This window comes from Pseudomonas sp. H3_D04 (genome assembly GCF_054669175.1).
In genome coordinates this window covers 1,881,085-1,904,211 of record NZ_CP162801.1, presented here as the reverse complement: position 1 = coordinate 1,904,211, position 23,127 = coordinate 1,881,085, and the positions used below count along the sequence as shown (strand labels likewise).

Genomic DNA, 23,127 nt, shown 5'->3' with positions numbered 1-23,127 from the left:
CAGCTTAACGCCATGGAGGCGCTTATGACAGCAGATGCCGACGCAATAGCCAAACGTAGCACCGGGCAGCCTGTGGGATTGCCGCCTGCGGAAACCGGAGAATGCAGTAGGACTGGCCAATCCTCGGGGCTTTCTCCGTCACTCACGTTATTGTTTTCTGTCACCTGCGCGCTGGCCGTCGCCAATGTTTACTTCGCCCAACCCTTGCTCGCCTCGATGGCTGAAAGCCTGGGGGTCACTTCAGGAGTGATCGGGTTCGTGGTGACGGCCACTCAGGCCGGATACGCGCTGGGGTTGTTGTTCATCGTACCGCTGGGCGACAGGGTCAACCGTAAACGGCTGATTTTGACTCAAGTGATGCTGTCTGCCCTCGCGCTGGCGGCCGTCGGCGCTTCACAGCAGTGGCTGGCTCTCTTGGGCGCCATGATTGTGATGGGATTACTCGCAGTGGTGGTTCAGGTGCTTGTAGCCTATGCCGCCGCGCTCGCAACGCCCTCACAACGCGGGCAGGCCGTGGGGACCCTAACAAGCGGAGTTGTCCTGGGCATTCTTCTGGCGCGGTTTATCTCTGGGCTGATCGCCGATCTGGCGGGCTGGCGCGCCGTCTATTTCGTGTCCTCAGGATTGATGCTGACCCTCGCGGCGGTCCTGTGGAAAGTGGTGCCCGCCACGGCGTTGCCACGCAATCATGACACCTACCCCGCGCTGATCCGGTCGCTCTTCAAGCTGTTCATGACCGAACCGGTTTTGTGGGCCAGGGGCCTGTTGGCCTTGCTGATCTTTGCCGCTTTTTCAGTGCTGTGGACCTCTATGGTGCTGCCGTTAAGCGCTCCGCCGCTGTCGCTTTCACACACGGCCATCGGCCTGTTTGGCCTGGCGGGCGTTGCCGGCGCCCTGGCTGCCAGAAGAGCCGGCCAGTGGGCCGATAGAGGTTGGGGTCAACGCGTAACCGGCCTTTCGCTGGGGCTCCTGGCGCTTTCCTGGTTGCCCATCAGTTTTGCCGAGACGTCCCTGATCGCGCTGGTTTTCGGCGTGGTCGTGCTCGACTTCGCGGTGCAAGCCGTGCACGTCACCAATCAGAGCTTCATTTTTGCGGCACGACCCGACGCGCAAAGTCGGATGGTCGGCGCCTACATGTGCTTCTACTCGGTCGGCAGTGCGCTGGGGGCGGTCGCCGCAACCCAGGTTTATGCGCGCTGGGGCTGGATGGCAACAAGCGTGCTTGGCGCCTTGATCAGCGCTGCGGCTTTGGCGCTTTGGGTTTTTACGAGTCATCTATCACCGACCAATCAAGGAAGATCAGCATGAAAGCCAGGCACCTGCTACTCGCCATCTCGATTACGGCCATCTGGGGTGTGAATTTTTCAGTGATCAAACTGGGCCTCACCACCGTTGACCCGCTGATTCTTGCCGGCATTCGCTTTACGCTTTGCGCACTACCAGCGATCTTTTTCATTCCGAAACCCGATGTACAGTGGCGCTACATCATTGGTTACGGTCTGGTCTTCGGCATAGGACTCTGGGGCGTCGTCAACCTTGGTATCAAGTCGGGCCTCTCCGCTGGCATCGCTTCGCTGGTGCTTCAGTTCAGCGCTTTTTTCACGATTCTGCTGGGCTCATGGGTATTCAAGGAGACCATTTCCCGCTACCAACTGGCGGGCATGGGCATCGCCTTCTGTGGCTTGTTGAGCATCATCTCGATTGTTGACGGGACAGTGACGACGGTAGGGCTGATGCTGGTGCTGCTGGGCGCGGTGGCCTGGAGTGCGGCCAACGTAATCAACAAAAAAGCCAGGACAACTCAGGTCTTTGCTTTCCTGGTGTGGTCCAGTGCTTTTTCGCCCATCCCTCTTTTCGCGCTTGATTACGCGGTCAACGGCTCGACGGGTTACAGCGCATTGGTGAATCAACTCGACTACCGTGCCGTCCTGTCGATCCTGTTCCAGGTCTACCCCAACACCCTGTTCGGCTACTGGGTGTGGAATTCACTCCTGAAACGATACCCGGTGTCTACCGTCGCGCCGTTATCGTTATTGGTGCCGGTATTCGGACTGCTGGGTTCAGTCATGATTTTCAATGAGCCCCTGTCATTCAACAAAATCGTTGCTGTCGTTCTCATCGTATCGGGGCTTGGCGTCGGTTTATACGGACAGCGTTTGCTCAGTGCCGTGCTCAGGCGAGCAGACCGACGCCATAGTGCAGCAGAAGCAAGTGCATCGCTGCCTCATGGACGGGCAACCAAGGCCACACGAAAATTCTTCTAATGCCGAGGCGGCGGTCGTTACCATGGACACGGATTCAACCGGAGGAATGCAATGGAGCTGAAGTTCAGTCACGTCGATGTGCTGGTCAAGAACCTCGAAGAAGCCTGTGCTTACTACGCACAGATACTGCAAGCCAGGATCTCTAAAACGCTTGTCTGGGAACGCGGTGGTCTGCACGTGCGCTACGCGATCGCGTTGATCGGTGCGGAGCGATTCATGCTGGTACAACCGCTGGCGGGGAACCTGAAGGCGCTTCTGGATTGCGCGGGCGAAGGCATGATTTACCGCCACTGCTACTCCACACCGGACATCGAGAAGGCCTATGACGAATTGATCGCCGCGGGTGTTCAGCCAGAAGACGAGAACGGAAAACCACTCGCCCGCGCGAACCTGCAATCTCCGTCCGGGACCCGCATCATCTGGCTGCCCAAGCGCTTCGGGCACTTCTCCATCGAGATATTGGAAGACAAGGCGTTGGAGGCCTTTATCGAGGATGCGTTTGCCTGAATGGGGCTGCGGTGAATGCCCGCTTTCGCCGGTTGGCGATCGATTGTCCCATCCGAGTTGACAGTCAAACCGTTTTCACCCTCTTTTTCCCTTTCCTGTAGATCATTAATCTGAGCCCATGTTGAACGAAGCCACTTACCCCTACAGAGAAAGGATTTCATCATGAGCAACGCCACATACAACCGCCTGAACAAAGACGACGCCGTAGTCCTGATGATCGACCACCAGACCGGTCTGATCTCCCTGGTGCAGGACTTCTCGCCGAACGAGTTCAAGAACAATGTGCTGGCTCTGGCTGACGTGGCCAAGTTCTTCGAACTGCCGACCATCCTGACCACCAGTTTCGAACAAGGCCCCAATGGTCCGCTGGTCCCGGAGCTCAAGGAAATGTTTCCGGACGCGCCCTACATTGCCCGTCCTGGCCAGATCAACGCCTGGGACAACGAAGACTTCGTCAAGGCGATCAAGGCGACCGGTCGCAAACAACTGATCATTGCCGGTGTCGTGACCGATGTGTGCGTGACCTTCCCGACGCTGTCGGCCCTGGCTGAAGGCTTTGAGGTGTTCGTGGTCACGGATTCTTCCGGCACCTTCAACACCACCGTGCAACAGGCAGCGTGGAACCGCATGACGCAAGCCGGTGCGCAAATGATGAACTGGTTCTCGGTCGCCTGCGAGTTGCAGGGCGACTGGCGCAACGACATCGAAGGCCTGGGCAACTTGCTGTCCCAGCGCATTCCGAACTACCGCAACCTGATGAACAGCTACTCGGCCATGGCAGCGCGCCAGGCATAAAGAAAACGGGCGATGATGACCTCATCGCCCGTTATCTTGTCAGCTTCATGGGACAGTCAGACACGCTGCCTTCTATGAATTGGCAGGAGTGGAGCATGACCGTTGTCGAGATCGAAGAGCGGCATTGACGAGGTGGCGGTTGTGTAAGCAGTGAGAATGAAAACAAGGCCGACTTCGCGGCCTTGTGTGTTTTCAGGTGTTCAAGGCTGTCGCGTGCTGACTCGCTGCCCGCCTTGCTCGAACATCGCTTCGAAACGCGGTTTGTTGGCCGCGTAATAAGCGGCCACGGCCTGGTCAGAGGAGGTTTGGCGTGCCTGCATCATCAGCGCTTCCAGGTCCGCCTGGGGGATCGAGTAATGAGCGAAGAAATACGCCACTTCCGGGTACTGCTGGCTAAAACCTTTGCGCGCCATGGCGTGAATCTGCTCGGCGCCACCAAAGATATGCTTGGGATCATCCAGGTAACGCAGTGACCACTTGGAGAACATCCAGTGTGGGCTCCAGGCATTGACCAGGGACCATTTGTCACGTTTGAGGTTGCGGTCCAGCTCATTGAGCATGCCGGTTTCCGAGGAGGCCACCAGCTTGTACCCGTCGAGCTTGTATTCTTCCATGGCCTTGACCGTGAGCTTGTATTGGCCATTGCCGACTTCAGAGGTGAGGATCTTGCCGTCGAGTTTTTCCCGGACCTGCGGTTTGTTCAGATCCTCGACGCTCGCCACTTCACTGATGGGCACCGAGGTGGGCACGGCCATGCCGATCCGCCCTTCATACAGCACGCCGAGGTCTTCCAGCCGGTCCTTGTACTTGTCGTAAAACGCCTTGTGGGTACTCGGTAGCCACACCATCGGGATCAGGTCGATATTACCGTTGGCCAGCGCCTGGAATTGAATGCCAATGTCGGCCATCACCAGTTTGACCGGTTGCTTGAGATGTTCCTGCAACGCGGTGCTGGCCAGTTTGACGGTGATTTCGGTGTCGGACCAATTGACCCAGCCAATGCGCACGGGCTCGGGTTCAGCAGCCTGTGCCAGTGCTGCACTTGCTCCAAGCGCAAAGCCGAAAAGGCAGGCACAGGCTTTTTTTCGATACGGCGAACGAGCGTTCATCAGGCGTCTTCCTATTGATGTGGGATAGGCAGGTTGTCTTCATTTGAACGGCCTTACGGTCGTGAACAGTGCAGTCTTCGCTGCTTTAAGCCCGGGCAGCGCAGCCCTCTTCTTCTGCCCCTCGCAATCCCATGCATGTCATCCATCCAGAACACTGACGACGGGGTCTCTGCACCCTTTCGAGCTTGATCTTATCGACGAGTTTTGCGGCGCGCAAGAAAAATGTACACCTGTGTCAACGATGATTGACACAGGTGTACAGTTATCCTAATTTCAACTCGCCAAGCCCGATGAAGCCCCACTACGGAGCGCACCACGATGTCCAGCGATCCCTTGCTGCAACCCTACAAGATCAAGCACCTGACCCTGAAAAACCGGATCATGACCACCGCGCACGAACCGGCCTACCCGGTTGATGGCATGCCGCAGGCGTTGTATCGCGCTTACCATGTCGAACGCGCCAAAGCCGGCGTGGCCCTGACCATGACCGCCGGCTCCGCAGCCGTGTCCCGAGACAGCCCTCCGGTGTTCAACAACGTGCTCGCCTACAAGGACGAAGTGGTCAAATGGATGAAGGACCTGACCGACGAATGCCATGAACACGGCGCGGCCGTGATGATCCAGCTGACACACCTGGGCCGCCGTACCCGCTGGGACAAAGCCGACTGGTTGCCCGTGGTATCGCCCTCGCACCGACGCGAGGCTTCGCACCGGTCCTTCCCGAAGAAGATGGAAGACTGGGACATCGAGCGGATCATCAAGGACTACGTGGATGCCGCCGAGCGCATGAAGGCCGCCGGGCTTGATGGCCTGGAATTACAGGCTTACGGGCACCTGATGGATCAGTTCTGGTCACCGCTGACCAATGACCTCGAAGGCCCTTACGGCGGTTCGCTGGAAAACCGAATGCGCTTTACGTTCGACATCCTCAGGGGCATCCGCCAGCGGGTCGGGGAAGATTTCCTGCTGGGTGTGCGCTATACGGGTGATGAACAACTGCCGGGCGGCTTCAATGCCAGCGAGGGCATGCAGGTCTCACACATGCTCAAGGACAGCGGGCTGGTGGACTTCCTGAACGTCGTGCGCGGCCACATCGACACCGACGCGGGCCTGACCGACGTCATCCCGATCCAGGGCATGCGCAATTCCCCGCACCTGGACTTCGCCGGCGAGATTCGCTCCGCCACGGGTTTTCCGACCTTCCACGCCGCGAAGATTCCCGACGTTGCCACTGCGCGTTACGCCATTGCATCAGGCAAGGTGGACATGGTGGGCATGACCCGCGCGCACATGACCGACCCGCACATCGTGCGCAAAATCATCGAGAAGCGTGAAGAGGATATCCGCCCGTGCGTGGGTGCGAATTACTGCCTGGACCGGATCTATCAGGGTGGCGCCGCCTATTGCATCCACAACCCGGCGACCGGCCGGGAAACCACGATGCCCCATGACATTCCCAAAGCGGCGGTGAAGCGCAAGGTCCTGGTCATCGGTAGCGGCCCCGCAGGTCTGGAGGCGGCGCGCGTGGCCGGCGAGCGCGGCCACGATGTCACCGTGCTGGAAGCGGCCGACCGCCCTGGCGGCCAAATCCGGCTGACGGCGCTGAGCGAGCGCCGACGCGAAATGATCGGCATCATCGATTGGCGGATGAGCCAGTGCGAGCGCCTGGGCGTCAAATTCCACTTCAACACCTGGGCCGAGGCCGACACGGTATTGGCCCATGAACCGGACGTGGTAATCGTTGCCACCGGCGGCCTGCCCCATACCGAGGTGCTGTCGCAGGGCAATGACCTGGTGGTCTCGACCTGGGACATCATCTCCGGCGATGTAAAGCCTGGCCACAATGTCCTGATCTTCGATGATGCCGGCGACCACGCCGCCCTGCAGGCGGCCGAAGTCATCGCGCAAAGCGGTGCGACCGTCGAGATCGTCACCCCGGACCGGTCGTTTGCACCCGAAGTCATGGCGATGAACCTGGTGCCCTACATGCGCAGCCTGCAGGACCTGGCCGTCACTTTCACCGTCACCTATCGGGTCGAGTCAGTCGAGAAGCACGATGGCAGGCTCATTGCGATTTTCGGCAGCGATTACGGCAAGGTCCACAAGCAACGCGTGGTCGATCAGGTCGTCGTCAACCACGGCACGATCCCCCTGGATGACCTGTATTTCGACCTTCGTCCTCATTCGAGCAATGAAGGCGCAGTCGAACAGCACGACCTGATCGCGGGCAACGCACAGCACATCGTCACCAACCCTCAAGGGCGTTTCCAGTTGTTCAGGATTGGTGACGCGGTGTCCGCTCGAAATACCCACGCGGCGATCTATGACGCGTTGCGACTGGTGAAAGATATTTGACTCGACAGCCTCCTTCCCTGAGCGGAAGGAGGCGCCTCGGGCGCAAAGTGTGTGCCCGGACCGATCGACTACATGCCTCGCCGGGCCACTTGCGCGCCTTCCTGCACGGCACGCCCCACCATGGCTTCGATGCCCTGATCAGCCATCGACTGCAGCACGGCCGCCGTCACCCCGCGATAAGCCATCAAGTTTTCAATCATTTGCCGGGGATCGTGGCTGGCGAGTAATTGACCGCCGCCCACCACCACACCTTGTGCGGCTCGTTGTGCGATGGCGGCCGGGATGCCCGCCGCCACCGCCTGATTCATCAACGCCTGATGCAACATCGCCGCCAAGGCAGGCCCGGTGCCGGACAGCGCGCTGAGGTAATCGATACAGTCCTCATCCGGCACTTCATCCGCCGTGCCCACGCATTCGAACAACCGTTGCACCAGCGCTCGGTCCTGCTCGCACAGGCTGGCAGGACAGCACCAAGGCGTGAACGATTGCCTGATTTCCACCGCCGCATTCGGCATCGCACGTACCACCACTTCGGCGCCCGTTGCCGCGCGAATAGCCGTCGCCGGGACCCCGGCCATCAGGGAAATCACGAGCTTGCCCCTGGCGTTTATCTGGAGTTGGCGAAATTGTTCTGGCCGGATCGACAGCACAACGATATCGCTGAGATCCACCAGCAACTGGTTGTCAGCCAGCAGCCGCACCGGTGGTTCGAACGTGTGGGTGCCGGACCGGTTCGAGACCAGCAAACGATCAGGACGGATGAAGCCGGTATCGAGCAGCGCCTGCGCAATCGCGCGGCCCAGCCAGCCGGTGCCACCGATGATGCCCAGGGTTCTATTCTGCATCGGGGGTGGCCTCCTCAAAGCTGTCGACCCGTGACACGAAAACCCCCGGCTCTTTTTCTGCGTAGCCGAATTTCCCATAAAACCGGTCGAGCTCGCGCCGCTTCGGTGCTTTGCCGGTAAATACGGTGACGTACTCAGGGATTCGCCGGAAACGCACGACGATATCCTCAGTGGTTTTCATGGAGATGTAGCCGATCTGGGTGAGATAGATCGTTCTGGCCCGAGCGTCGGCGGCCGCAACCTCATAACCGAACCGTCGGAACATCGCGGCCAGGGCATTGATTCGCGCTTCATCAGCCAGCGCGATTTCGGCGGACACCTCAGCCGATTGCAGCGCCCAGCTGCGCACGGCAAATTCAAACTGCGAGTCAAACAAATCAGGGTTTAACCAGCATTCGAAAACGTTGAGGATCGCTTCGGAAATACTTTCTGAATAACTCTCGCACTGGCCAATCAGGCCGCCGGTGTTCTTGTCCCGCCACCGCGCCAACAGCGCCGCGAGCAACTGCTCCCGGTCTTCATAAAACCAGTAGAAACTGGTGCGCGACAAATTCAGCCGCTTGGCCAACGGCATCACCCGCACGGCGTCCACACCGGATTCCTTCAGCGCATCGTAAGCCGCGTCCAGCCAGCCATTGACGGAGCCACGCCAACCCGCTTCTTGCGCCTTGATTCGCGTCTTTCCTGCCTGCGGCATTTTGGCTTCCTCTTTGATATCTGATGTCCCGGCAACTGTACGCGGCTGCGTGCAAGGCGTACATAAAATGTACATCAACGTACATTTTTTAGACGACGGTGGACACTGGAATTATTTTCAAGAGGGGGCATCGGCCAGACTTCACTGCTCACCAGGACGTCACCCTGACAATCGTCGAATCTTGACGTCCGAATTTCACGTAGGAAACCGCCCCCTGTGGCGAGGGAACTTGCTCCCGTTGGACGGCGAAGCAGCCCCAAAATCCGACAACATTTTAAACATGCCCACATCCCGTAGCTGCTGGCGAAGCCTGCGTTCGGCTGCGCAGCTGCTGCAAATCCGGCACGCACGATCCACCGGACACTAAACAACCTCTGGATTCATGTCAGTTACTCAACCGGATGCTGCTCCCGACATCTACCAAAAATCCGATTTTCCGTCCTACAACCCCGTTTGCAGGCACCAAAATCGCCGCCTATATTCGACCCGTCGCTGACTGTATTAGCGATAGGGTTTCGCAGCCCTCAAGATTGACACCAAAACACCGTCAGGCATGATGCAGCCGACTCCGGCTGCAAAGTGTTTTATGGCGGTTGTGCGTGGGAGACCCTCGGGTCTGCCGGGTCTTGGTGTAAATCCTCCGGTCTGCGAACCCGCGCACAGCTGCCACCCAATTTGTTTCGCAGCAAACGGTGGTAATTCTTCTTTTTTATTAGGATTTACACCATGACAACTCAACAACCGCCTCGCCGCTTCACTCCCATGTCCCAACTCGCCACCGACTACCCCGTCCTGCTCATCGATTACGACGCCCCGCTGCGCGAACTCCACAACTGCCTCAGCGAACGCCTCAACGCCGTCCTCAAATACCTCAACCTCATGGCCTGCACCAGCCTCCCCGACTATGCCGAACACGACATCAACACCGTCACCAACATCGCCCGGATCATGGTCCAGGATGTGAGCGATGTGTTTCGGGTGATTGAGCAGCGTGGGTTTGATGCACCCAAGAGTCAGTGATCAAAGTTGAGTCGTAAAAAAACCCGCACTGAGTTGCGGGTTTTTTGTGTTGTTCAGGCCTGTCGAGTTGGCGAGTGAATTGTCTTCTCTATCAGCGCCGCGACATCCTTCGCACCAAAACACCGGAATTTAACGCTGCCAGCGCCGGTATCCAGACGGATGATCTTCGTCATGAACCCGCCTTCAATAGTGACCTTTCGGATGAATGCCAGTGGGAGCTCAATATCCAGCGTCCCGTCCTGAACGAGGCGGTTCATGGCATTGGCACTCAAACGAACCATTTTTTGCGTCAGCTCCATCTTCCCGCCGACCCAAAGTCCTCCGTATGCTTCCTTGAAGGCCTCCAGCACATCGCCCAACGCGTCCACATTGCCAGCCTCAGCCACGGAATATAAATCGTCCACGTTGTCGTAATTCACCTCGGCATCGGCCACCAGAAAATTGACCAACTTCGACTTCAAAACCTGTCCAGTCAACTTTGTCTCTCCATAATTTGAGTCGCAGCCCTGAAATCCAAATGCCTGTTTGTCGGTAAAAACGGCGTTCTATTGGGCGGCCAGCACTCATGCTAATATGCCATCATTCTTTCAATGAAGTACACCTGCATGGATGCCACGTCCCGCCCTTCCAGCTTTTTTTCACTGCTGACCGTTGCCCTGATCCTCTCTGGATGCCAAGCAACAAAACCCGCTCAAGTTACAACACCTGAGGCCCAGCCGGGTTTTGCGGTTTTCAACAGTGTGCTGTTCGAAACACCCGAGCCGAACTCGATCGTGCGCGAGGGTGATCGGATCACCTATCTAGTGACTTCGTCCCCAAGTCCGGAACTCCATTATCTGGCCCGTTTCGACGCCCACTGCAGCCAGCCCGATGCGCAGATGGCTTACCGCAGCAAAGCGGGAATGTCGCTATTCGCCGCCAACCCGCGAGGGCGTTCGGAAGACTCCCGACAATTGCCTGCTGAACAAAAAAGCCGGTACCTGCAAAGTGCGCAGTTGAAGCAGGTGTGTGCCCAGACAGCACCTCCTCAATGGCGCGTGTTCTCCGCACCCGAGCATCAGGATTGGCAGATGATCGACCGCAGCAGCCTGAAAGTAACAGGTGATGAGGTGACTTTCTGGACGGCCCGCGTACTGCCCGGCGAGATGTTGATGCCCGGCCAAAACGCCTTGTATGGGCAGGTACGCCAGCGGTGGACGGCCAACTGCGCCCTGCAACAACTGACTGCGTTAAGCCATTTCTACCTTGATACTCACAGTCGTGTACTCGCTGGAAGCATGCAGACAGATCTTAAAGCCATCGGCTCGCAAAGCCTCAGCGCCGATGAGCGTCAGCTGGTTCAAGTGGCCTGCGGCAAACCGCAATCGCTAGACCAACACACTCAATTTGAAGGGCGTGAGCAGTCGCCTTTCGAATTACCGGCCCCCGTCGTTGCCGCCCCGGTGTTGAAAGCCATCGAGGCATTGAATATGCCCAAACCGGAGAAAAGCATTCAGCACCTACGCCGTGTGTTCAAGGATAACTCCCAGCCAAGGCAGTATTCAGATGAAGGCGTGCGGCTCAACGGGCGTGACTCGACATACCTTTCAGGCAAGACGGGTAATCAACTGACGGAGCGTTATGAAGACCGACGCGGTCAGTGGGCCAAAGCCACGTTCCGAGGCCTGATTGTCCTGGCTGAAAGTCAATTCAGCAGTCGTGCAGGTGAGATAACGATTGAGGATAAGGCGCTGACGAACCTCAACTTCGAGGGCGATTGGGCGCACATGCCGGTCGGCGCACTCCTGCGATACACGGCGCAAGAAATGCGGCTTCAATACACTAACGGCGGGAAAGGTCCCAGAGCCCTGGTGCCCGTCGACGACAGATACAGCTGTGAGGTGCAGTCGCAGAAACCTGCGAGCACGTATCACCCGAGTTTGACCGGGACTGCCAAGGTACTCAGCTGCATAAAAGATACTTACCAATACAGCACCGACATTTACGTCTACCTCGAGGCGTATGGAATGTTTGTGCCGTTCCAATACGTTACGAAGAACGTGCTGGGCGAGTGGACGATTGATGTGGTGGAATTTTGAGTTGGCTGGCCATTCGGAAAACTGTGGCAGATCTAATTATTTAAATGAATATGACACCTTTTTCGGTCACCTTTTTCGAGAACTAAAAAGTCCCGTTCATTTCTGGCGGGGCCTCGGATAACTACGTCAAATCCTAAGGGCGAAAATAAATGCGTTCCCTTTTTATTCAACAAATAGCATTAGAGTGCCCACCTCCAACCGCTAAGGACAGAAATGCCCATGAAACCGTTGTACTCAGGCTCGCTCCTGCTTCTGATTACCGCTTGCTCGCCGATACCGCAATACGAAACCCCTGCCAATGCTCCCCAAGCGCAGATTCGCAGTGAGATGGACGCACTCTTCAACCGCCGCAACTACCTGACCCTGAGCGCAGCGCCGACCATCGCCTGCAAGTACGGCAGGTCGGTCCCCGTGGCACCTGCTCGGCAATTATTCTCGGTCAGAGGCGGGTACCCCTCGGAACCCGAAGGTTTTCGAGCCATTGAAGCGGGCAAACCGATCCATCTGGTGTTGGAAGGCGGAGCCAGCGGCAACCGACGATGCACGGTCGATTTTGTCAGTGAGTTCATGCCGGGAGCCCGCTATGTGATCAAGGGCGGCATCACCGATGGCCCCAATGTCATGAGCGGCTGCCAGGTCAGCATCGTTGATCTGGATTCCGGCGTTCGACTTTTTCAGGCTAAGCCGTCAGCAGCCAACGGTTGTGCCCTGGATCGATTAACGCCGCCGACGCCTTGAGCGCATTGGAATAAGGGAACGGATTTATTTTCAGAAAATAAATCCATCCCCTTTGATGTTATCGGTGCACATAACCTCCTTTTTTGCCCTGGAACTTTTCTACAAACTGACGTCGATATGATGGCACCCCCACGACATCAAATGGGTGGAGTAACCAGCGTCAGGCTGATCCCTGAAAAATCAAGGAAGTGTGCAATGAGACTAATACTCGCAGTGATGCTGATGTTCAGCAGCTACGTTTACGCCAGTTGCGAAAACATCAGCAACGATGACCAGCGTAACTATTGCAAGGCGCGTGAGGGCCGAGGCGGTTGTCAGAATATTAAGAACGACGACCAGCGCAACGCCTGCAAAGCGGAAACGGAGGGTACGAGTGATTGTGGAAACATTCGCGACGATGACCAGCGCAACAATTGCAAAGCCAAGCAGGGTTCGGGAGGTTGCCAAAACATCAAGAACGACGACATGCGCAATGCCTGCAAAGCGCAAACAGAAGGTACGAGTGACTGTGGAAACATACGCGATGATGACCAGCGCAATTACTGCAAGGCCCAGCAAGGCTCCGGAGGTTGCCAGAACATCAAGGACGACGGTCTGCGCAATCAGTGCAAATCCATCGCGCCTTAGCTGAACGGCACAGTGACAGCCGCGTGATAAAGGTGACAGGTCTTTTATTTAAATAGATCTGTCACCTTTTCCATATACGTCCCCTTTTACCTAGAAACCACCTTCCGTGGCGAGGGAGCTTGCTCCCGCTGGACGGCGAAGCCGTCCCGGCCTCCCCTCATCAAGAATCTGTACTATTTTTAAGACTCTCTGGATTGACCTGTTCCCGATCAGAACAGGTCGACGGTCATCAATGATCCGTAACAGGAGATTGCATCATGAAGCGCTTGCTTGGGGCTCTTGGATTCTCAACGTTACTGGTGGCATCGACGGTGTTCGCTCATCACGGCTGGAGTGAGTATGACTCGAGCAAACCCTTGCAGTTGAACGGAACGATCGAGGAGTCCGGTTATTCCCACCCGCACGGGTTCATTCGCCTGAAGACCGACGACAAGACCTGGAGTGTCGTGCTTGCGCCGCCATCGCGCATGGAAAACCGGGGGCTTTCCAGGGAAATGCTGAGTGTCGGAAAACGGGCTACTGTGGTGGGCTATCAGAATCGCAACAACCCCGATGAACTGCGCGCAGAACGCATCACGGTCGACAACAAAACCACTGAGTTACGTTGATGCAGACAACTGGCACCCGCAGTGGATCGGGTCTGGACGGCTGGCTGGACGATGTGGGGGACTCGCCACTCGGGTTGGCCATGCGAAGCGAGTTATGGCTGTATCCGATCGTCGAGGTGGTTCACATCATTGGCTTCGTGGTGCTTGTCGGCTCGGTCGTCATGTTCGATCTGCGGGTTCTCGGGCTGTCGAGAGATCTTCCGGTGACGGCACTGGCCCGCCACCTGCTGAGGTGGGGAGTCGCGGCCCTGCTGTTGATCGTCCCGGCGGGGCTGATGATGTTTTCAGCCCATCCGCACGACTTCGCATCTAACAGCGTTTTTATTCTGAAGCTGTGCTTGATCGGTATTGCGGGCCTCAACGCGGCTCTTTTTCATGTGGGTGTCTTTCGGTCAGTAGCCCGATGGAACACCGACGCCGCGGCGCCAGGAATAGCAAAAATCCAGGCGATATTTTCGATTATGTTATGGATCAGCGTGGTGCTCTGCGGACGATTGCTGGCTTACACCTGACTGGGAGACATTAAAAAAAGTACCAGATCTATGCATCAAATAGATCCGATTTCCGCGTTTACTGGATTGGTCATCGCGATGCTGACCAACGCTTCGGCAGTCAATGTCATTTTCGCTCCTTGAAAGGTGATCGCATCCTTGGCGATCAATAAGTTAAACAGCGCTATTGCTAATGACCGAGCATCCGTCCGGCAGCACAACCTTCTTCAGCAACTCGTATAGCCCAGCAGGCACCAACGGCGTTTCGCCAGTAATACTGTCGAGCGCCAGCCACTTCGCTACAAAGGCAGCGCCATCGCTTTCTTGAGCATCCAAGTGGAGCAGTTCATAGACGCTGGCATCCACGAATTTCGCATCGTAGACCTGCACGATTTCGTGCCCGGGCGTGCCGGCATAGGTGAAGATGTTTTCGAGTGTGCCCAACAGGCGAACATCGGTAATGGATAAGCCAAGTTCTTCATCGACTTCACGTAGTACGGCTTGGGCGCTGGTTTCGCCGAACTCGATTCCGCCACCGATTGGGCGCAAGAAGGGCTTTCCAGTAACGGGGTCGAGTGCTTCGTTGACCAGTATCCTGCCATCGTGATGGAAGATGCAGAGTGCGAGGGCTCGGATGCGGGGCGTGGTCATGAGGTGAAGTCCATTTGCTTTGATCAAACCCTGTAGCAGGTGCGTCCATTGGGCATGGCTGTTGGCCGCGGACGCAGCCTTCGGCAGCTGCTAAAGGATGGCGTCCGTTTTGATATCAGAAGTTGGCCGGGGTGTTAGCGCTGATGATTTCCGCTTCATCCTGGCCGATATTGCGGAACTTGTGAGGCAGCGTCGTCGGAAAGTAATATCCATCCCCAGCATTCAGCACACTGATCTGCCCATCCACCGTCAACTCAACCGTCCCCCGCGTAACCAGCCCGCACTCCTCGCCTTCCGAATGCACAATCGGCTCTTCCCCCGAACTCGCGCCCGGCGCGTATTGCTCGCGCAAAAGCCGCATCTGCCGGCTCGGCACCGAAGCGCCAATCAACAGCAGCCGCAACCCATGACGCCCAAGATCCGGCTGTTCATTGGCGCGGAATACGTATTGATGCTCACGCGGCGGTTGGTCGAAGGTGAAGAAATCCGCCAAGGACATGGGAATGCCTTCGAGCAGTTTTTTCAGGGAGCTGACGGAGGGACTGACGCGATTCTGTTCGATCAGGGAGATGGTGGCATTGGTGACGCCGCTACGCCGGGCCAGCTCGCGCTGGGATAGTTTGTAGCTTTCGCGTACTAATTTGAGTCGTGAGCCCGTGTCCATGACAGCCTTATGCGAGAAATACTTAAGGGTTATGGGGGTGGATGGCGGGCGACTTTTGGCCGCGAAAGTACCGCTTCCCTGTCCCGGAAATGTGAAAGGCGGGTATTAAATCACGTTTGGTGGTGTTGCTCAGCAGGTTCGATAACTGGTTAGTGAAAAAGCTGAGGGTGCTCATGTCAGACCGTTTGGCGATGTGGGTTCGGGGGGTGTCAGGTGGCGGTGATGGTGGCTGATCTGGCGCCATCGCGAGCAGGCTCACTCCTACAGTTTGGGCCGGGGCGTACACACATTCTGTGCACGCCACAGATCTCCTGTAGGAGTGAGCCTGCTCGCGATGGCGGTGTGTCAGGCGACATTGATGTTGGCTGATCTGGCGCCATCGCGAGCAGGCTCACTCCTACAGTTTGGGCCGGGCGTACACACATTTTGTGCACGCCACAGATCTCCTGTAGGAGTGAGCCTGCTCGCGATGGCGGGGTGTCAGGCGACATTGATGGTGGCTGATCTGGCGCCATCGCGAGCAGGCTCACTCCTACAGTTTGGGCCGGGCGCGCACACATTTTGTGCACGCCACAGATCTCCTGTAGGAGTGAGCCTGCTCGCGATGGCGGTGTGTCTGGCGACGTCGATGTTGACTGTGCCGCCGTCTTCGCCAGCAGGCTTGGCCCCTACAGGGATTGCGTTGGGCTTAGATCCCGAACCGATCACGCAGCGCGTAATACGCGGCGCCCATGGCAGTGAGTGGCGCCTGGAAGGTGCGACCGCCGAGCATCGGCATGTGCGGGAGCGAGGCGAACGCGTCGAAGCGTTCGGCGTCGCCACGGATCATTTCCGAGATCAGTTTGCCGGCCAGGTGCGAGCAGGTGACGCCGTGGCCGCTGTAGCCTTGCATGTAGTAGGCGTTTTTCTCGATGCGGCCGAATTGCGGCATGCGGGACATGGTCAGCAGGAAGTTGCCGGTCCAGCGGTAGTCGATCTTTACGTCCTTCAGCTGCGGGAAGGTCTTGAGGATTTTCGGCTTGATCAGTTGCTCGATGTCGTCCGGTTCGCGGGCACCGTAGACCACGCCGCCACCGTACAGCAGGCGGTTGTCGGCGGTGAGGCGGTAGTAGTCCAGCAAGTAATTGCAGTCTTCGACGCAATAGTTGTTTTTGATCAGGCTGCGAGCCACCTTTTCCGACAACGGTTCAGTGACGACGATTTGCGAACCGCACGGCATGCTTTTGCGCGTGACGCGGTTGTCGAGGTCTTGCGGCAGGTAGGCGTTACCGGCGATCAGCAGGTACTTGGCGCGCACGACGCCTTTGGCGGTGCGCACGGTGATCGGTTCGCCGTAGGTGATTTCCACCGCTGCCGATTGCTCATAGATTTTGCCGCCCAGGCCGATGATGGCCGAGGCTTCGCCGAGGGCCAGGTTCAGCGGGTGGATGTGGCCGCCCTGCATGTCGAGCAAGCCGCCGACGTAGTTGTCGCAACCGACTTCGCGCTTGATGTCCGTCGCGTCGAGCATGGTCAGGTTTTTGTTGCCGTAACGTTCCCAGCTGCTTTTCTGCTCGGCCAGGCCTTTGAGCTGCTTTTTGTTCAGCGCAGCGAAGATGCCGCCCGGCTTGTAGTCGCACTGGATGTCGTAGTGCTGTATGCGCTGACGAATGATGTCGGCGCCTTCGAAGATCATGCTGCCGAGGACTTCGGCGGTTTTGTCGCCGTAGCGTTCTTCGATGACATCGACGTCGCGGCTGTAGGAGTTGACCAGTTGGCCGCCGTTACGACCGCTGGCGCCGAAACCGACTTTGGCGGCTTCGAGCACGGTCACGCTGTAGCCCGCTTCGCAGAGGAACAGGGCCGAGGACAGACCGGTGTAGCCGGCGCCAATGATGCAGACGTCGCAGTCCACGGCTTGTTCCAGGACGGGGAAGTCGCCGGTGAAGTTGCGGGTTGCGGCGTAGTAGCTATTTACATGAGTCTGTTTCATAGGTTTCTCCGATGGTCGCCGACACAAGCCGGCGGCCGCCGTTGTAGAAGTATTAGAGCTTGATCCAGGTCGCTTTGAGTTCGGTGTATTTGTCGAACGCGTGCAGCGATTTGTCCCGACCGTTACCCGACTGCTTGTACCCGCCGAACGGCGCGGTCATGTCGCCGCCGTCGTACTGGTTGACCCAGACACTGCCGGCGCGCAAGCCACGGGCGAAGGTGTGGGCCTTGCTGAGGTTGCTGGTCCACACACCGGCGGCCAGGCCGAAGATGCTGTCGTTGGCGATGGCCAGGGCTTCTTCCGCGGTGTCGAAGGTGATCAGCGACAGCACCGGGCCGAAGATTTCTTCCCGGGCGATGGTCATGGCGTTGGTCACGCCGTCGAAAATCGCCGGCTCCACGTAAAGGCCACCGGTGGCTTCGAGGGTGCGACGGCCGCCCGCGATCAGTTGCGCGCCCTGGTCTTTGCCGACCTGGATGTAGCGCAACACGTTGTCCAGTTGACGCTGATCGACGACCGCACCGACGGTGGTTTCCGGATCGAGTGCGTGCCCCGGTTTCCAGGCTTGCAGCGCTTCCACCAGCAGCGGAATGAACTGCTCGCGAATCGAACGCTCCACCAGCAAACGCGAGCCGGCGGTGCAGACTTCGCCCTGGTTGAAGGCAATCGCACCGGCCGCCGCTTGTGCTGCCGCGCGCAAATCCGGCGCGTCGGCGAACACCACGTTCGGGCTCTTCCCCCCTGCTTCGAGCCAGACGCGTTTCATGTTGCTTTGCCCGGAATAGATCAGCAGTTGCTTGGCAATCGCGGTCGAGCCGGTGAAGGCCAGCACGTCGACGTCCATGTGCAACGCCAGCGCCTTGCCGACGGTATGACCGTAACCCGGCAGGACGTTGAACACGCCTTTGGGGATGCCAGCGTCCAGTGCCAACTGGGCGATGCGGATGGCGGTCAGTGGCGACTTTTCCGAAGGTTTGAGGATGAACGAGTTGCCGGCCGCGAGCGCCGGGGCGAACTTCCAGCTGGCCATGATCAACGGGAAGTTCCACGGCACGATGGCGGCGACCACGCCCGCTGGCTCGCGGGTGATGAGGCCCAGTTGATCGTGCGGCGTGGCGGCGACTTCGTCGTAGATTTTGTCGATGGCTTCGGCGCTCCAGCGGATCGCGTTGGCGGTCGCCGGGATGTCGATGTTCATGGAATCGTTGATCGGCTTGCCCATGTCGAGGGTTTCGAGCAGGGCGAGTTCTTCCTGGTTGGCCAGGATCAGATCGGCGAAGCGGATCAGGATGCGCTTGCGCTCGGCCGGGGCGAGGTTGGCCCAGATACCGGATTCGAAGGTGCGACGCGCGACGGCCACGGCTTCGTTGGCATCGGCTTCGTCCGTGCTGGCGACGTTGGTGAGGAAGCGACCGTCGACCGGGCTCATGCATTCAAAGGTGTCGCCACTGAGTGCCGGGCGGTATTGGCCGTCGATGAATGCGCGGCCTTCGATAGTGAGGGACTGGAAGCGTTGTTCCCAGTCGCTGCGAGTGTTTGTCATGGTTGTGACTCGACGCAGAGGAATAAGAAGTCGTTGGAAGGTGGTGTATCAGGCGAATTGCATCGCTGACTGCGCGGCCGTCTTCGCGGGCAAGCCTCGCTCCTACAGATATTGCAGCGTGCACGGCTTCTGCGCCAGGCACTTCTCCCTGTAGGAGCGAGGCTTGCCCGCGAAGAGGCCCTCACATTCAATATCGAAAGTAATTGCCCCACCGCTCAACCCATCAGACGGTATGCAGATACCAGTTGTACTCAAGGTCGGAGATGGAGTTCTCGAACTCGGCCAGCTCGCTTTCCTTGCACGCCACGAACACGTCGATGTACAGCGGGTCGATGTAACGGGCCATGACTTCGCTGTCGTCCAGCTCGCGCAATGCATCGCGCAGGTTGTTCGGCAGGCTCTGCTCGTTTTGCTCGTAGCTGTTGCCTTCCACCGGGGCGCCCGGCTCGATCTGGTTGGTCAGGCCGTGGTGAATACCGGCCAGCACCGACGCCATCAACAGATACGGGTTGGCATCGGCACCCGCCACGCGGTGTTCGATGCGCACCGAATCGGCGGAACCGGTCGGCACACGCACGGCAACGGTACGGTTGTCGATGCCCCAGCTCGGCGAGTTCGGTACGTAGAACTGCGCGCCGAAACGGCGGTATGAGTTGACGTTCGGGCACAGGAAAGCCATCTGCGCCGGCAGGGTCTCGAGCACACCGCCGATCGCGTGTCGCAGCGCGGCGTTCTGCTCGGGATCCTCGCTGGCAAAGATGTTGTTGCCTTCTTTGTCGAGAATCGAAATGTGCACGTGCAAACCGTTGCCCGCCTGGCCCGGATACGGCTTGGCCATAAACGTGGTGTCCATCTCGTGGTCGTAGGCGATGTTCTTCACCAGACGCTTGAGCAACACCGCGTAGTCGCAGGCCTTTATAGGGTCGTTGACGTGATGCAGGTTCACTTCGAACTGCGCCGGGGCGCTTTCCTTGACGATGGCGTCGGCAGGAATGCCCTGCTCTTTCGCGCCTTCAAGGATGTCTTGCAGGCAGTCGACGTATTCATCCAGGTCGTCGATCAAATACACCTGGGTCGACACCGGACGCTTGCCCGAGACCGGCGAACGTGGCGATTGCGGGCGACCGTTCACGTTGTCCTGGTCGATCAGGTAGAACTCAAGTTCGAACGCCGCGCAGATGGTCAGGCCCATGTCGTCGAACTTGCGCACCACATTGGCCAGCACTTCACGCGGGTCAGCGAAGAACGCCTCGCCTTCCAGTTCGTGCATGGTCATCAGCAACTGCGCGGTTGGACGCTTCTGCCACGGCTCGATGCTCAGAGTGCCAGGGATGGGATAGCAGATTCGATCCGAGTCGCCGATGTCCAGACCCAGGCCGGTGCTTTCCACCGTAGAACCATTGATGTCCAGAGCAAACAGAGACGCCGGCAGGTTAATGCCTTTTTCGTAAACCTTATGAAGACTGGTGCGTTCGATGCGCTTGCCGCGCACCACACCGTTCATATCCGCAATCAGAAGGTCGACGTACAAAACCTCAGGATATTTCTTAAGGAATGCGTTTGCTTCGTTGAGTTGAACGGTACGCAGAGGGACCGACATGATGCACCTATTAGCTGTTAATTATTATGTTCACTACCTTGTTGCGAGCCCAGTCAACCCGAACGGCAAAGTGAAGTCAATAGCGAACACTTGGCCTCTCCACCTTTATTTTCGGGCCTTTTTGGGGGACGAGAGTGCCGTAACGGTCTTGAGCACCGCGTAAACCCTGAGGATCGGACGATCGGCGTTTAGAATTTTTTACATGAGAGTTGTTAATTAAAATCAACAAGGCTAAGCTCCGGAAAAGCTCGTTCAAGTGTGAAACTTCGAGGTGATAAAAATGGCATTCAAGCCATTGATCGGCGTTACAGCGTGCGTCAAACAGATTGGCCTGCACCCCTACCACATCAGCGGCGACAAGTACTTGCGTGCTGTCAGCGTTGCGGCTTTGGGGCTGCCCGTCGTTATTCCTTCCCTAGGCGAATTGACCGATATCGACGACCTGCTCGCGCAGCTCGACGGTCTGTTGCTGACCGGCTCGCCCTCGAATGTGGAACCCTTCCACTATCAAGGCCCGGACAGTGCCCCCGGCACGGATCACGATCCGGCGCGGGACGCCACCACCCTTCCTTTATTACGTGCAGCCATTACGGCGGGCGTGCCGGTGCTCGGCATCTGCCGCGGCTTTCAGGAAATGAACGTGGCGTTCGGCGGCAGCCTGCACCAGAAGGTGCATGAACTGCCCGGCATGCTCGATCACCGGGAAGCGGACAGTCCCGAGCTGGCGGTGCAATACGCCCCGGCGCATACCGTGACGGTGCAACCGGGTGGCGTGTTCGAAGCGATGGAGTTGCCCGCCGAGTTCAGGGTCAATTCGATTCACAGTCAGGGTATTGATCGATTGGCGCCAGGCCTGCGCGCCGAAGCGGTTGCGCCGGACGGTTTGATCGAAGCCATTTCGGTGGAACACAGCCAGGCGTTTGCCGTCGGTGTGCAATGGCACCCGGAATGGCAGGTCCTGTCGAACCCGCCCTACTTGAGCATTTTCCAGGCGTTCGGTGATGCGTGCCGGCGACGGGCCGCGTTGCGTAAAACCCGCTGACTTAAAACAACCCTTTACTGCCCCCGCGAGTCAGGCGGGCGTGTCTTTGCGCGTCCGTGACTTGCGACAACAACACACTGCGATAACAACAAGTACTACCAGGCAGCCAGGACGGCGGCGCCGAACAAGCCCGATCGATGCGGATCAGGCGAGCGCAACCTCTTGTAGGAGCGAGGCTTGCCCGCGAAGGCGGAGTGTCAGTCGACATCATCGATACCTGATACACCGCCTTCGCGGGCAAGCCTCGCTCCTACAGGGTTCGTGCTCCGACTGAACCTGTCCGGGCTAGCAATCCACTCTTAAGTCAGGCCGCGTTGGCCCGACGACTGAAACCTGTTGGGAGTTTCACATGGCAAACGCCTCCAGCATCTACAGGAAGGCTCTTGAGGGTCACCAGGCACCAAAAAAGGTGCTGGTGAAAGTCGACCGCGTCACCAAGAAATTCGACGAAACCACCGCGGTGGATGATGTCTCGCTTGAGATCCATCAAGGCGAAATCTTCGCCCTGCTCGGTGGTTCCGGCTCCGGCAAATCGACCCTGCTGCGCATGCTCGCGGGCTTCGAGCGCCCGACCGAGGGACGGATTCTGCTCGACGGTGTCGACATCACCAACATGCCGCCGTATGAACGGCCGATCAACATGATGTTCCAGTCATACGCCTTGTTCCCACACATGACAGTGGCGCAGAACATTGCCTTCGGCCTCAAGCAGGACCGTTTGCCCGCCAGCGAAATCGACGCCCGCGTTGAAGAGATGCTGCGCCTGGTGCACATGACCCAGTACGCCAAACGCAAACCCCATCAATTGTCCGGCGGTCAGCGTCAGCGCGTGGCCCTCGCCCGCTCCCTGGCCAAGCGTCCGAAGCTGTTGCTGCTCGACGAACCGATGGGCGCCCTGGACAAGAAGCTGCGTTCGCAGATGCAACTGGAGCTGGTAGAAATCATCGAACGGGTCGGCGTGACCTGCGTGATGGTGACTCATGACCAGGAAGAGGCCATGACCATGGCTGAGCGCATCGCGATCATGCACCTGGGCTGGATCGCGCAGATCGGCAGTCCGGTCGACATTTATGAAGCACCGGTCAGCCGCATGGTCTGCGAGTTCATCGGCAACGTGAACGCCTTCGAAGGCACGGTGGTGGAAGACCTTGAAGGTCACGCGATCATTCACAGCCCGGACCTGGAACAGAAGATTTACGTCGGTCACGGCGTCAGCACCTCGGTGCAGGACAAGTCGATCACCTACGCGATCCGCCCGGAAAAAATGTTGGTCAGTACCCTCAAGCCGGACACTCGCTACAACTGGTCCCAAGGCAAGGTGCATGACATCGCCTACCTCGGCGGTCACTCGGTGTTTTACGTGGAATTGCCTGGCGGCAAAGTCGTGCAATCGTTCATGGCCAACGCCGAACGCCGTGGCGCGCGACCGACCTGGGACGACAAAGTCTACGTGTGGTGGGAAGACGACAGCGGCGTGGTACTGCGCTCATGAAAACACTCAATCAGCGGTTCATGCGGCTG

General features: G+C 58.1%; 22 protein-coding genes. 13 read left to right on the top strand and 9 right to left on the bottom strand.

Translation table 11 applies throughout. The features are described 5' to 3' along the window. Positions 1 to 24 precede the first annotated feature (24 nt). The 4 genes from AB4N91_RS08985 (at position 25) to ycaC (ending at position 3,566) form a co-directional block, all read left to right on the top strand. Complete coding sequence (locus tag AB4N91_RS08985) at positions 25 to 1,308, top strand: MFS transporter (protein WP_460112323.1); 1,284 nt, start codon at positions 25 to 27, stop codon at positions 1,306 to 1,308. Further along, on the top strand, positions 1,305 to 2,264 hold the full coding sequence (locus AB4N91_RS08980; protein ID WP_169858072.1) for an EamA family transporter: 960 nt from the start codon (positions 1,305 to 1,307) through the stop codon (positions 2,262 to 2,264). Before AB4N91_RS08985 ends, AB4N91_RS08980 begins: the two co-directional genes overlap by 4 nt. Positions 2,265 to 2,315: 51 nt before the next feature. Beyond that, positions 2,316 to 2,771 (top strand): VOC family protein, encoded by a 456-nt coding sequence (locus tag AB4N91_RS08975; protein ID WP_010455390.1) that lies wholly within the window; start codon positions 2,316 to 2,318, stop codon positions 2,769 to 2,771. Between the two features lie 162 nt (positions 2,772 to 2,933). Beyond that, positions 2,934 to 3,566: an isochorismate family cysteine hydrolase YcaC gene (gene ycaC, locus AB4N91_RS08970; protein WP_077749496.1), complete on the top strand. Its 633-nt coding sequence runs from the start codon at positions 2,934 to 2,936 to the stop codon at positions 3,564 to 3,566. Positions 3,567 to 3,766: 200 nt separating this feature from the next. Here the strand turns inward: ycaC and AB4N91_RS08965 are convergent, their stop codons facing one another. Then, a complete protein-coding gene (locus AB4N91_RS08965; protein ID WP_010455394.1) occupies positions 3,767 to 4,675 on the bottom strand; it encodes a glycine betaine ABC transporter substrate-binding protein in 909 nt (302 codons plus the stop codon). Positions 4,676 to 4,993: 318 nt separating this feature from the next. Here AB4N91_RS08965 and AB4N91_RS08960 point away from each other — a divergent pair, with 318 nt between their 5' ends. After that, entirely contained in the window at positions 4,994 to 7,030 is a 2,037-nt protein-coding gene (locus AB4N91_RS08960; protein WP_460112322.1) for an oxidoreductase, read from the top strand. A gap of 68 nt (positions 7,031 to 7,098) precedes the next feature. Here the strand turns inward: AB4N91_RS08960 and AB4N91_RS08955 are convergent, their stop codons facing one another. Further along, positions 7,099 to 7,875 carry a pyrroline-5-carboxylate reductase family protein gene (locus AB4N91_RS08955; protein WP_304874078.1) on the bottom strand — a complete coding sequence of 259 codons (777 nt, stop codon included), beginning with the start codon at positions 7,873 to 7,875 and terminating at the stop codon, positions 7,099 to 7,101. Continuing rightward, positions 7,865 to 8,572, bottom strand: coding sequence for a TetR/AcrR family transcriptional regulator (locus AB4N91_RS08950; protein ID WP_010455399.1), 708 nt, complete (start codon positions 8,570 to 8,572; stop codon positions 7,865 to 7,867). The genes AB4N91_RS08955 and AB4N91_RS08950 overlap by 11 nt, the downstream gene beginning before the upstream one ends. A 726-nt stretch (positions 8,573 to 9,298) precedes the next feature. On the opposite strand from AB4N91_RS08950, the gene AB4N91_RS08945 reads away from it, so the two are divergent. Then, positions 9,299 to 9,592, top strand: coding sequence for a fructose-bisphosphate aldolase (locus tag AB4N91_RS08945; protein ID WP_460112321.1), 294 nt, complete (start codon positions 9,299 to 9,301; stop codon positions 9,590 to 9,592). A 53-nt stretch (positions 9,593 to 9,645) separates the two neighbouring features. On the opposite strand, the gene AB4N91_RS08940 is transcribed toward AB4N91_RS08945, so the two are convergent. Further along, entirely contained in the window at positions 9,646 to 10,068 is a 423-nt protein-coding gene (locus tag AB4N91_RS08940) for a hypothetical protein (RefSeq protein WP_145308309.1), read from the bottom strand. Positions 10,069 to 10,197: 129 nt separating this feature from the next. Here AB4N91_RS08940 and AB4N91_RS08935 point away from each other — a divergent pair, with 129 nt between their 5' ends. The 5 genes from AB4N91_RS08935 to AB4N91_RS08915 all read left to right on the top strand — a co-directional run bounded on the left by AB4N91_RS08935 (position 10,198) and on the right by AB4N91_RS08915 (position 14,155). Further along, entirely contained in the window at positions 10,198 to 11,670 is a 1,473-nt protein-coding gene (locus AB4N91_RS08935) for a hypothetical protein (protein WP_460112320.1), read from the top strand. A gap of 219 nt (positions 11,671 to 11,889) precedes the next feature. Next, the gene (locus AB4N91_RS08930) at positions 11,890 to 12,408 is read left to right on the top strand and encodes a hypothetical protein (RefSeq protein WP_314639663.1); all 519 of its coding nucleotides are present in this window, start codon (positions 11,890 to 11,892) and stop codon (positions 12,406 to 12,408) included. Positions 12,409 to 12,603: 195 nt separating this feature from the next. Then, complete coding sequence (locus AB4N91_RS08925; protein WP_460112319.1) at positions 12,604 to 13,035, top strand: hypothetical protein; 432 nt, start codon at positions 12,604 to 12,606, stop codon at positions 13,033 to 13,035. A gap of 257 nt (positions 13,036 to 13,292) precedes the next feature. Next, complete coding sequence (locus AB4N91_RS08920; protein WP_077749504.1) at positions 13,293 to 13,643, top strand: DUF6152 family protein; 351 nt, start codon at positions 13,293 to 13,295, stop codon at positions 13,641 to 13,643. Next, positions 13,643 to 14,155 carry a DUF6644 family protein gene (locus tag AB4N91_RS08915; RefSeq protein ID WP_460112318.1) on the top strand — a complete coding sequence of 171 codons (513 nt, stop codon included), beginning with the start codon at positions 13,643 to 13,645 and terminating at the stop codon, positions 14,153 to 14,155. Before AB4N91_RS08920 ends, AB4N91_RS08915 begins: the two co-directional genes overlap by 1 nt. Positions 14,156 to 14,308: 153 nt before the next feature. On the opposite strand, the gene AB4N91_RS08910 is transcribed toward AB4N91_RS08915, so the two are convergent. From AB4N91_RS08910 to AB4N91_RS08890, 5 genes are all read right to left on the bottom strand, one after another. After that, positions 14,309 to 14,785: an NUDIX hydrolase gene (locus AB4N91_RS08910; protein ID WP_083376438.1), complete on the bottom strand. Its 477-nt coding sequence runs from the start codon at positions 14,783 to 14,785 to the stop codon at positions 14,309 to 14,311. Positions 14,786 to 14,900: 115 nt separating this feature from the next. Beyond that, positions 14,901 to 15,449 (bottom strand): cupin domain-containing protein, encoded by a 549-nt coding sequence (locus AB4N91_RS08905; protein ID WP_007946335.1) that lies wholly within the window; start codon positions 15,447 to 15,449, stop codon positions 14,901 to 14,903. Between the two features lie 688 nt (positions 15,450 to 16,137). After that, positions 16,138 to 17,421 (bottom strand): NAD(P)/FAD-dependent oxidoreductase, encoded by a 1,284-nt coding sequence (locus tag AB4N91_RS08900; RefSeq protein WP_010455430.1) that lies wholly within the window; start codon positions 17,419 to 17,421, stop codon positions 16,138 to 16,140. 52 nt (positions 17,422 to 17,473) lie between these two features. Further along, a complete protein-coding gene (locus AB4N91_RS08895; protein ID WP_083376437.1) occupies positions 17,474 to 18,964 on the bottom strand; it encodes an aldehyde dehydrogenase in 1,491 nt (496 codons plus the stop codon). Between the two features lie 223 nt (positions 18,965 to 19,187). After that, complete coding sequence (locus AB4N91_RS08890; RefSeq protein WP_010455434.1) at positions 19,188 to 20,564, bottom strand: glutamine synthetase family protein; 1,377 nt, start codon at positions 20,562 to 20,564, stop codon at positions 19,188 to 19,190. Between the two features lie 280 nt (positions 20,565 to 20,844). Here AB4N91_RS08890 and AB4N91_RS08885 point away from each other — a divergent pair, with 280 nt between their 5' ends. Both AB4N91_RS08885 and AB4N91_RS08880 read left to right on the top strand, forming a co-directional pair. Further along, positions 20,845 to 21,606, top strand: coding sequence for a gamma-glutamyl-gamma-aminobutyrate hydrolase family protein (locus AB4N91_RS08885; protein WP_460112317.1), 762 nt, complete (start codon positions 20,845 to 20,847; stop codon positions 21,604 to 21,606). 349 nt (positions 21,607 to 21,955) lie between these two features. Beyond that, positions 21,956 to 23,098, top strand: coding sequence for an ABC transporter ATP-binding protein (locus AB4N91_RS08880; RefSeq protein WP_460112316.1), 1,143 nt, complete (start codon positions 21,956 to 21,958; stop codon positions 23,096 to 23,098). The last annotated feature ends 29 nt before the right edge of the window (positions 23,099 to 23,127 follow it).

What these genes read in the sequence shown, in the direction of transcription:
- AB4N91_RS08885 (WP_460112317.1), top strand. Translation starts at nt 20,845, where the DNA reads ATGGCATTCAAGCCATTGATCGGCGTTACAGCGTGCGTCAAACAGATT.
- AB4N91_RS08950 (WP_010455399.1), bottom strand. Translation starts at nt 8,572, where the DNA reads ATGCCGCAGGCAGGAAAGACGCGAATCAAGGCGCAAGAAGCGGGTTGG.
- AB4N91_RS08910 (WP_083376438.1), bottom strand. Translation starts at nt 14,785, where the DNA reads ATGACCACGCCCCGCATCCGAGCCCTCGCACTCTGCATCTTCCATCAC.
- AB4N91_RS08945 (WP_460112321.1), top strand. Translation starts at nt 9,299, where the DNA reads ATGACAACTCAACAACCGCCTCGCCGCTTCACTCCCATGTCCCAACTC.
- AB4N91_RS08965 (WP_010455394.1), bottom strand. Translation starts at nt 4,675, where the DNA reads ATGAACGCTCGTTCGCCGTATCGAAAAAAAGCCTGTGCCTGCCTTTTC.
- AB4N91_RS08920 (WP_077749504.1), top strand. Translation starts at nt 13,293, where the DNA reads ATGAAGCGCTTGCTTGGGGCTCTTGGATTCTCAACGTTACTGGTGGCA.
- AB4N91_RS08880 (WP_460112316.1), top strand. Translation starts at nt 21,956, where the DNA reads ATGGCAAACGCCTCCAGCATCTACAGGAAGGCTCTTGAGGGTCACCAG.
- AB4N91_RS08925 (WP_460112319.1), top strand. Translation starts at nt 12,604, where the DNA reads ATGAGACTAATACTCGCAGTGATGCTGATGTTCAGCAGCTACGTTTAC.
- AB4N91_RS08980 (WP_169858072.1), top strand. Translation starts at nt 1,305, where the DNA reads ATGAAAGCCAGGCACCTGCTACTCGCCATCTCGATTACGGCCATCTGG.
- AB4N91_RS08895 (WP_083376437.1), bottom strand. Translation starts at nt 18,964, where the DNA reads ATGACAAACACTCGCAGCGACTGGGAACAACGCTTCCAGTCCCTCACT.
- AB4N91_RS08985 (WP_460112323.1), top strand. Translation starts at nt 25, where the DNA reads ATGACAGCAGATGCCGACGCAATAGCCAAACGTAGCACCGGGCAGCCT.
- AB4N91_RS08890 (WP_010455434.1), bottom strand. Translation starts at nt 20,564, where the DNA reads ATGTCGGTCCCTCTGCGTACCGTTCAACTCAACGAAGCAAACGCATTC.
- AB4N91_RS08900 (WP_010455430.1), bottom strand. Translation starts at nt 17,421, where the DNA reads ATGAAACAGACTCATGTAAATAGCTACTACGCCGCAACCCGCAACTTC.
- AB4N91_RS08935 (WP_460112320.1), top strand. Translation starts at nt 10,198, where the DNA reads ATGGATGCCACGTCCCGCCCTTCCAGCTTTTTTTCACTGCTGACCGTT.
- ycaC (WP_077749496.1), top strand. Translation starts at nt 2,934, where the DNA reads ATGAGCAACGCCACATACAACCGCCTGAACAAAGACGACGCCGTAGTC.
- AB4N91_RS08955 (WP_304874078.1), bottom strand. Translation starts at nt 7,875, where the DNA reads ATGCAGAATAGAACCCTGGGCATCATCGGTGGCACCGGCTGGCTGGGC.
- AB4N91_RS08930 (WP_314639663.1), top strand. Translation starts at nt 11,890, where the DNA reads ATGAAACCGTTGTACTCAGGCTCGCTCCTGCTTCTGATTACCGCTTGC.
- AB4N91_RS08905 (WP_007946335.1), bottom strand. Translation starts at nt 15,449, where the DNA reads ATGGACACGGGCTCACGACTCAAATTAGTACGCGAAAGCTACAAACTA.
- AB4N91_RS08975 (WP_010455390.1), top strand. Translation starts at nt 2,316, where the DNA reads ATGGAGCTGAAGTTCAGTCACGTCGATGTGCTGGTCAAGAACCTCGAA.
- AB4N91_RS08915 (WP_460112318.1), top strand. Translation starts at nt 13,643, where the DNA reads ATGCAGACAACTGGCACCCGCAGTGGATCGGGTCTGGACGGCTGGCTG.
- AB4N91_RS08960 (WP_460112322.1), top strand. Translation starts at nt 4,994, where the DNA reads ATGTCCAGCGATCCCTTGCTGCAACCCTACAAGATCAAGCACCTGACC.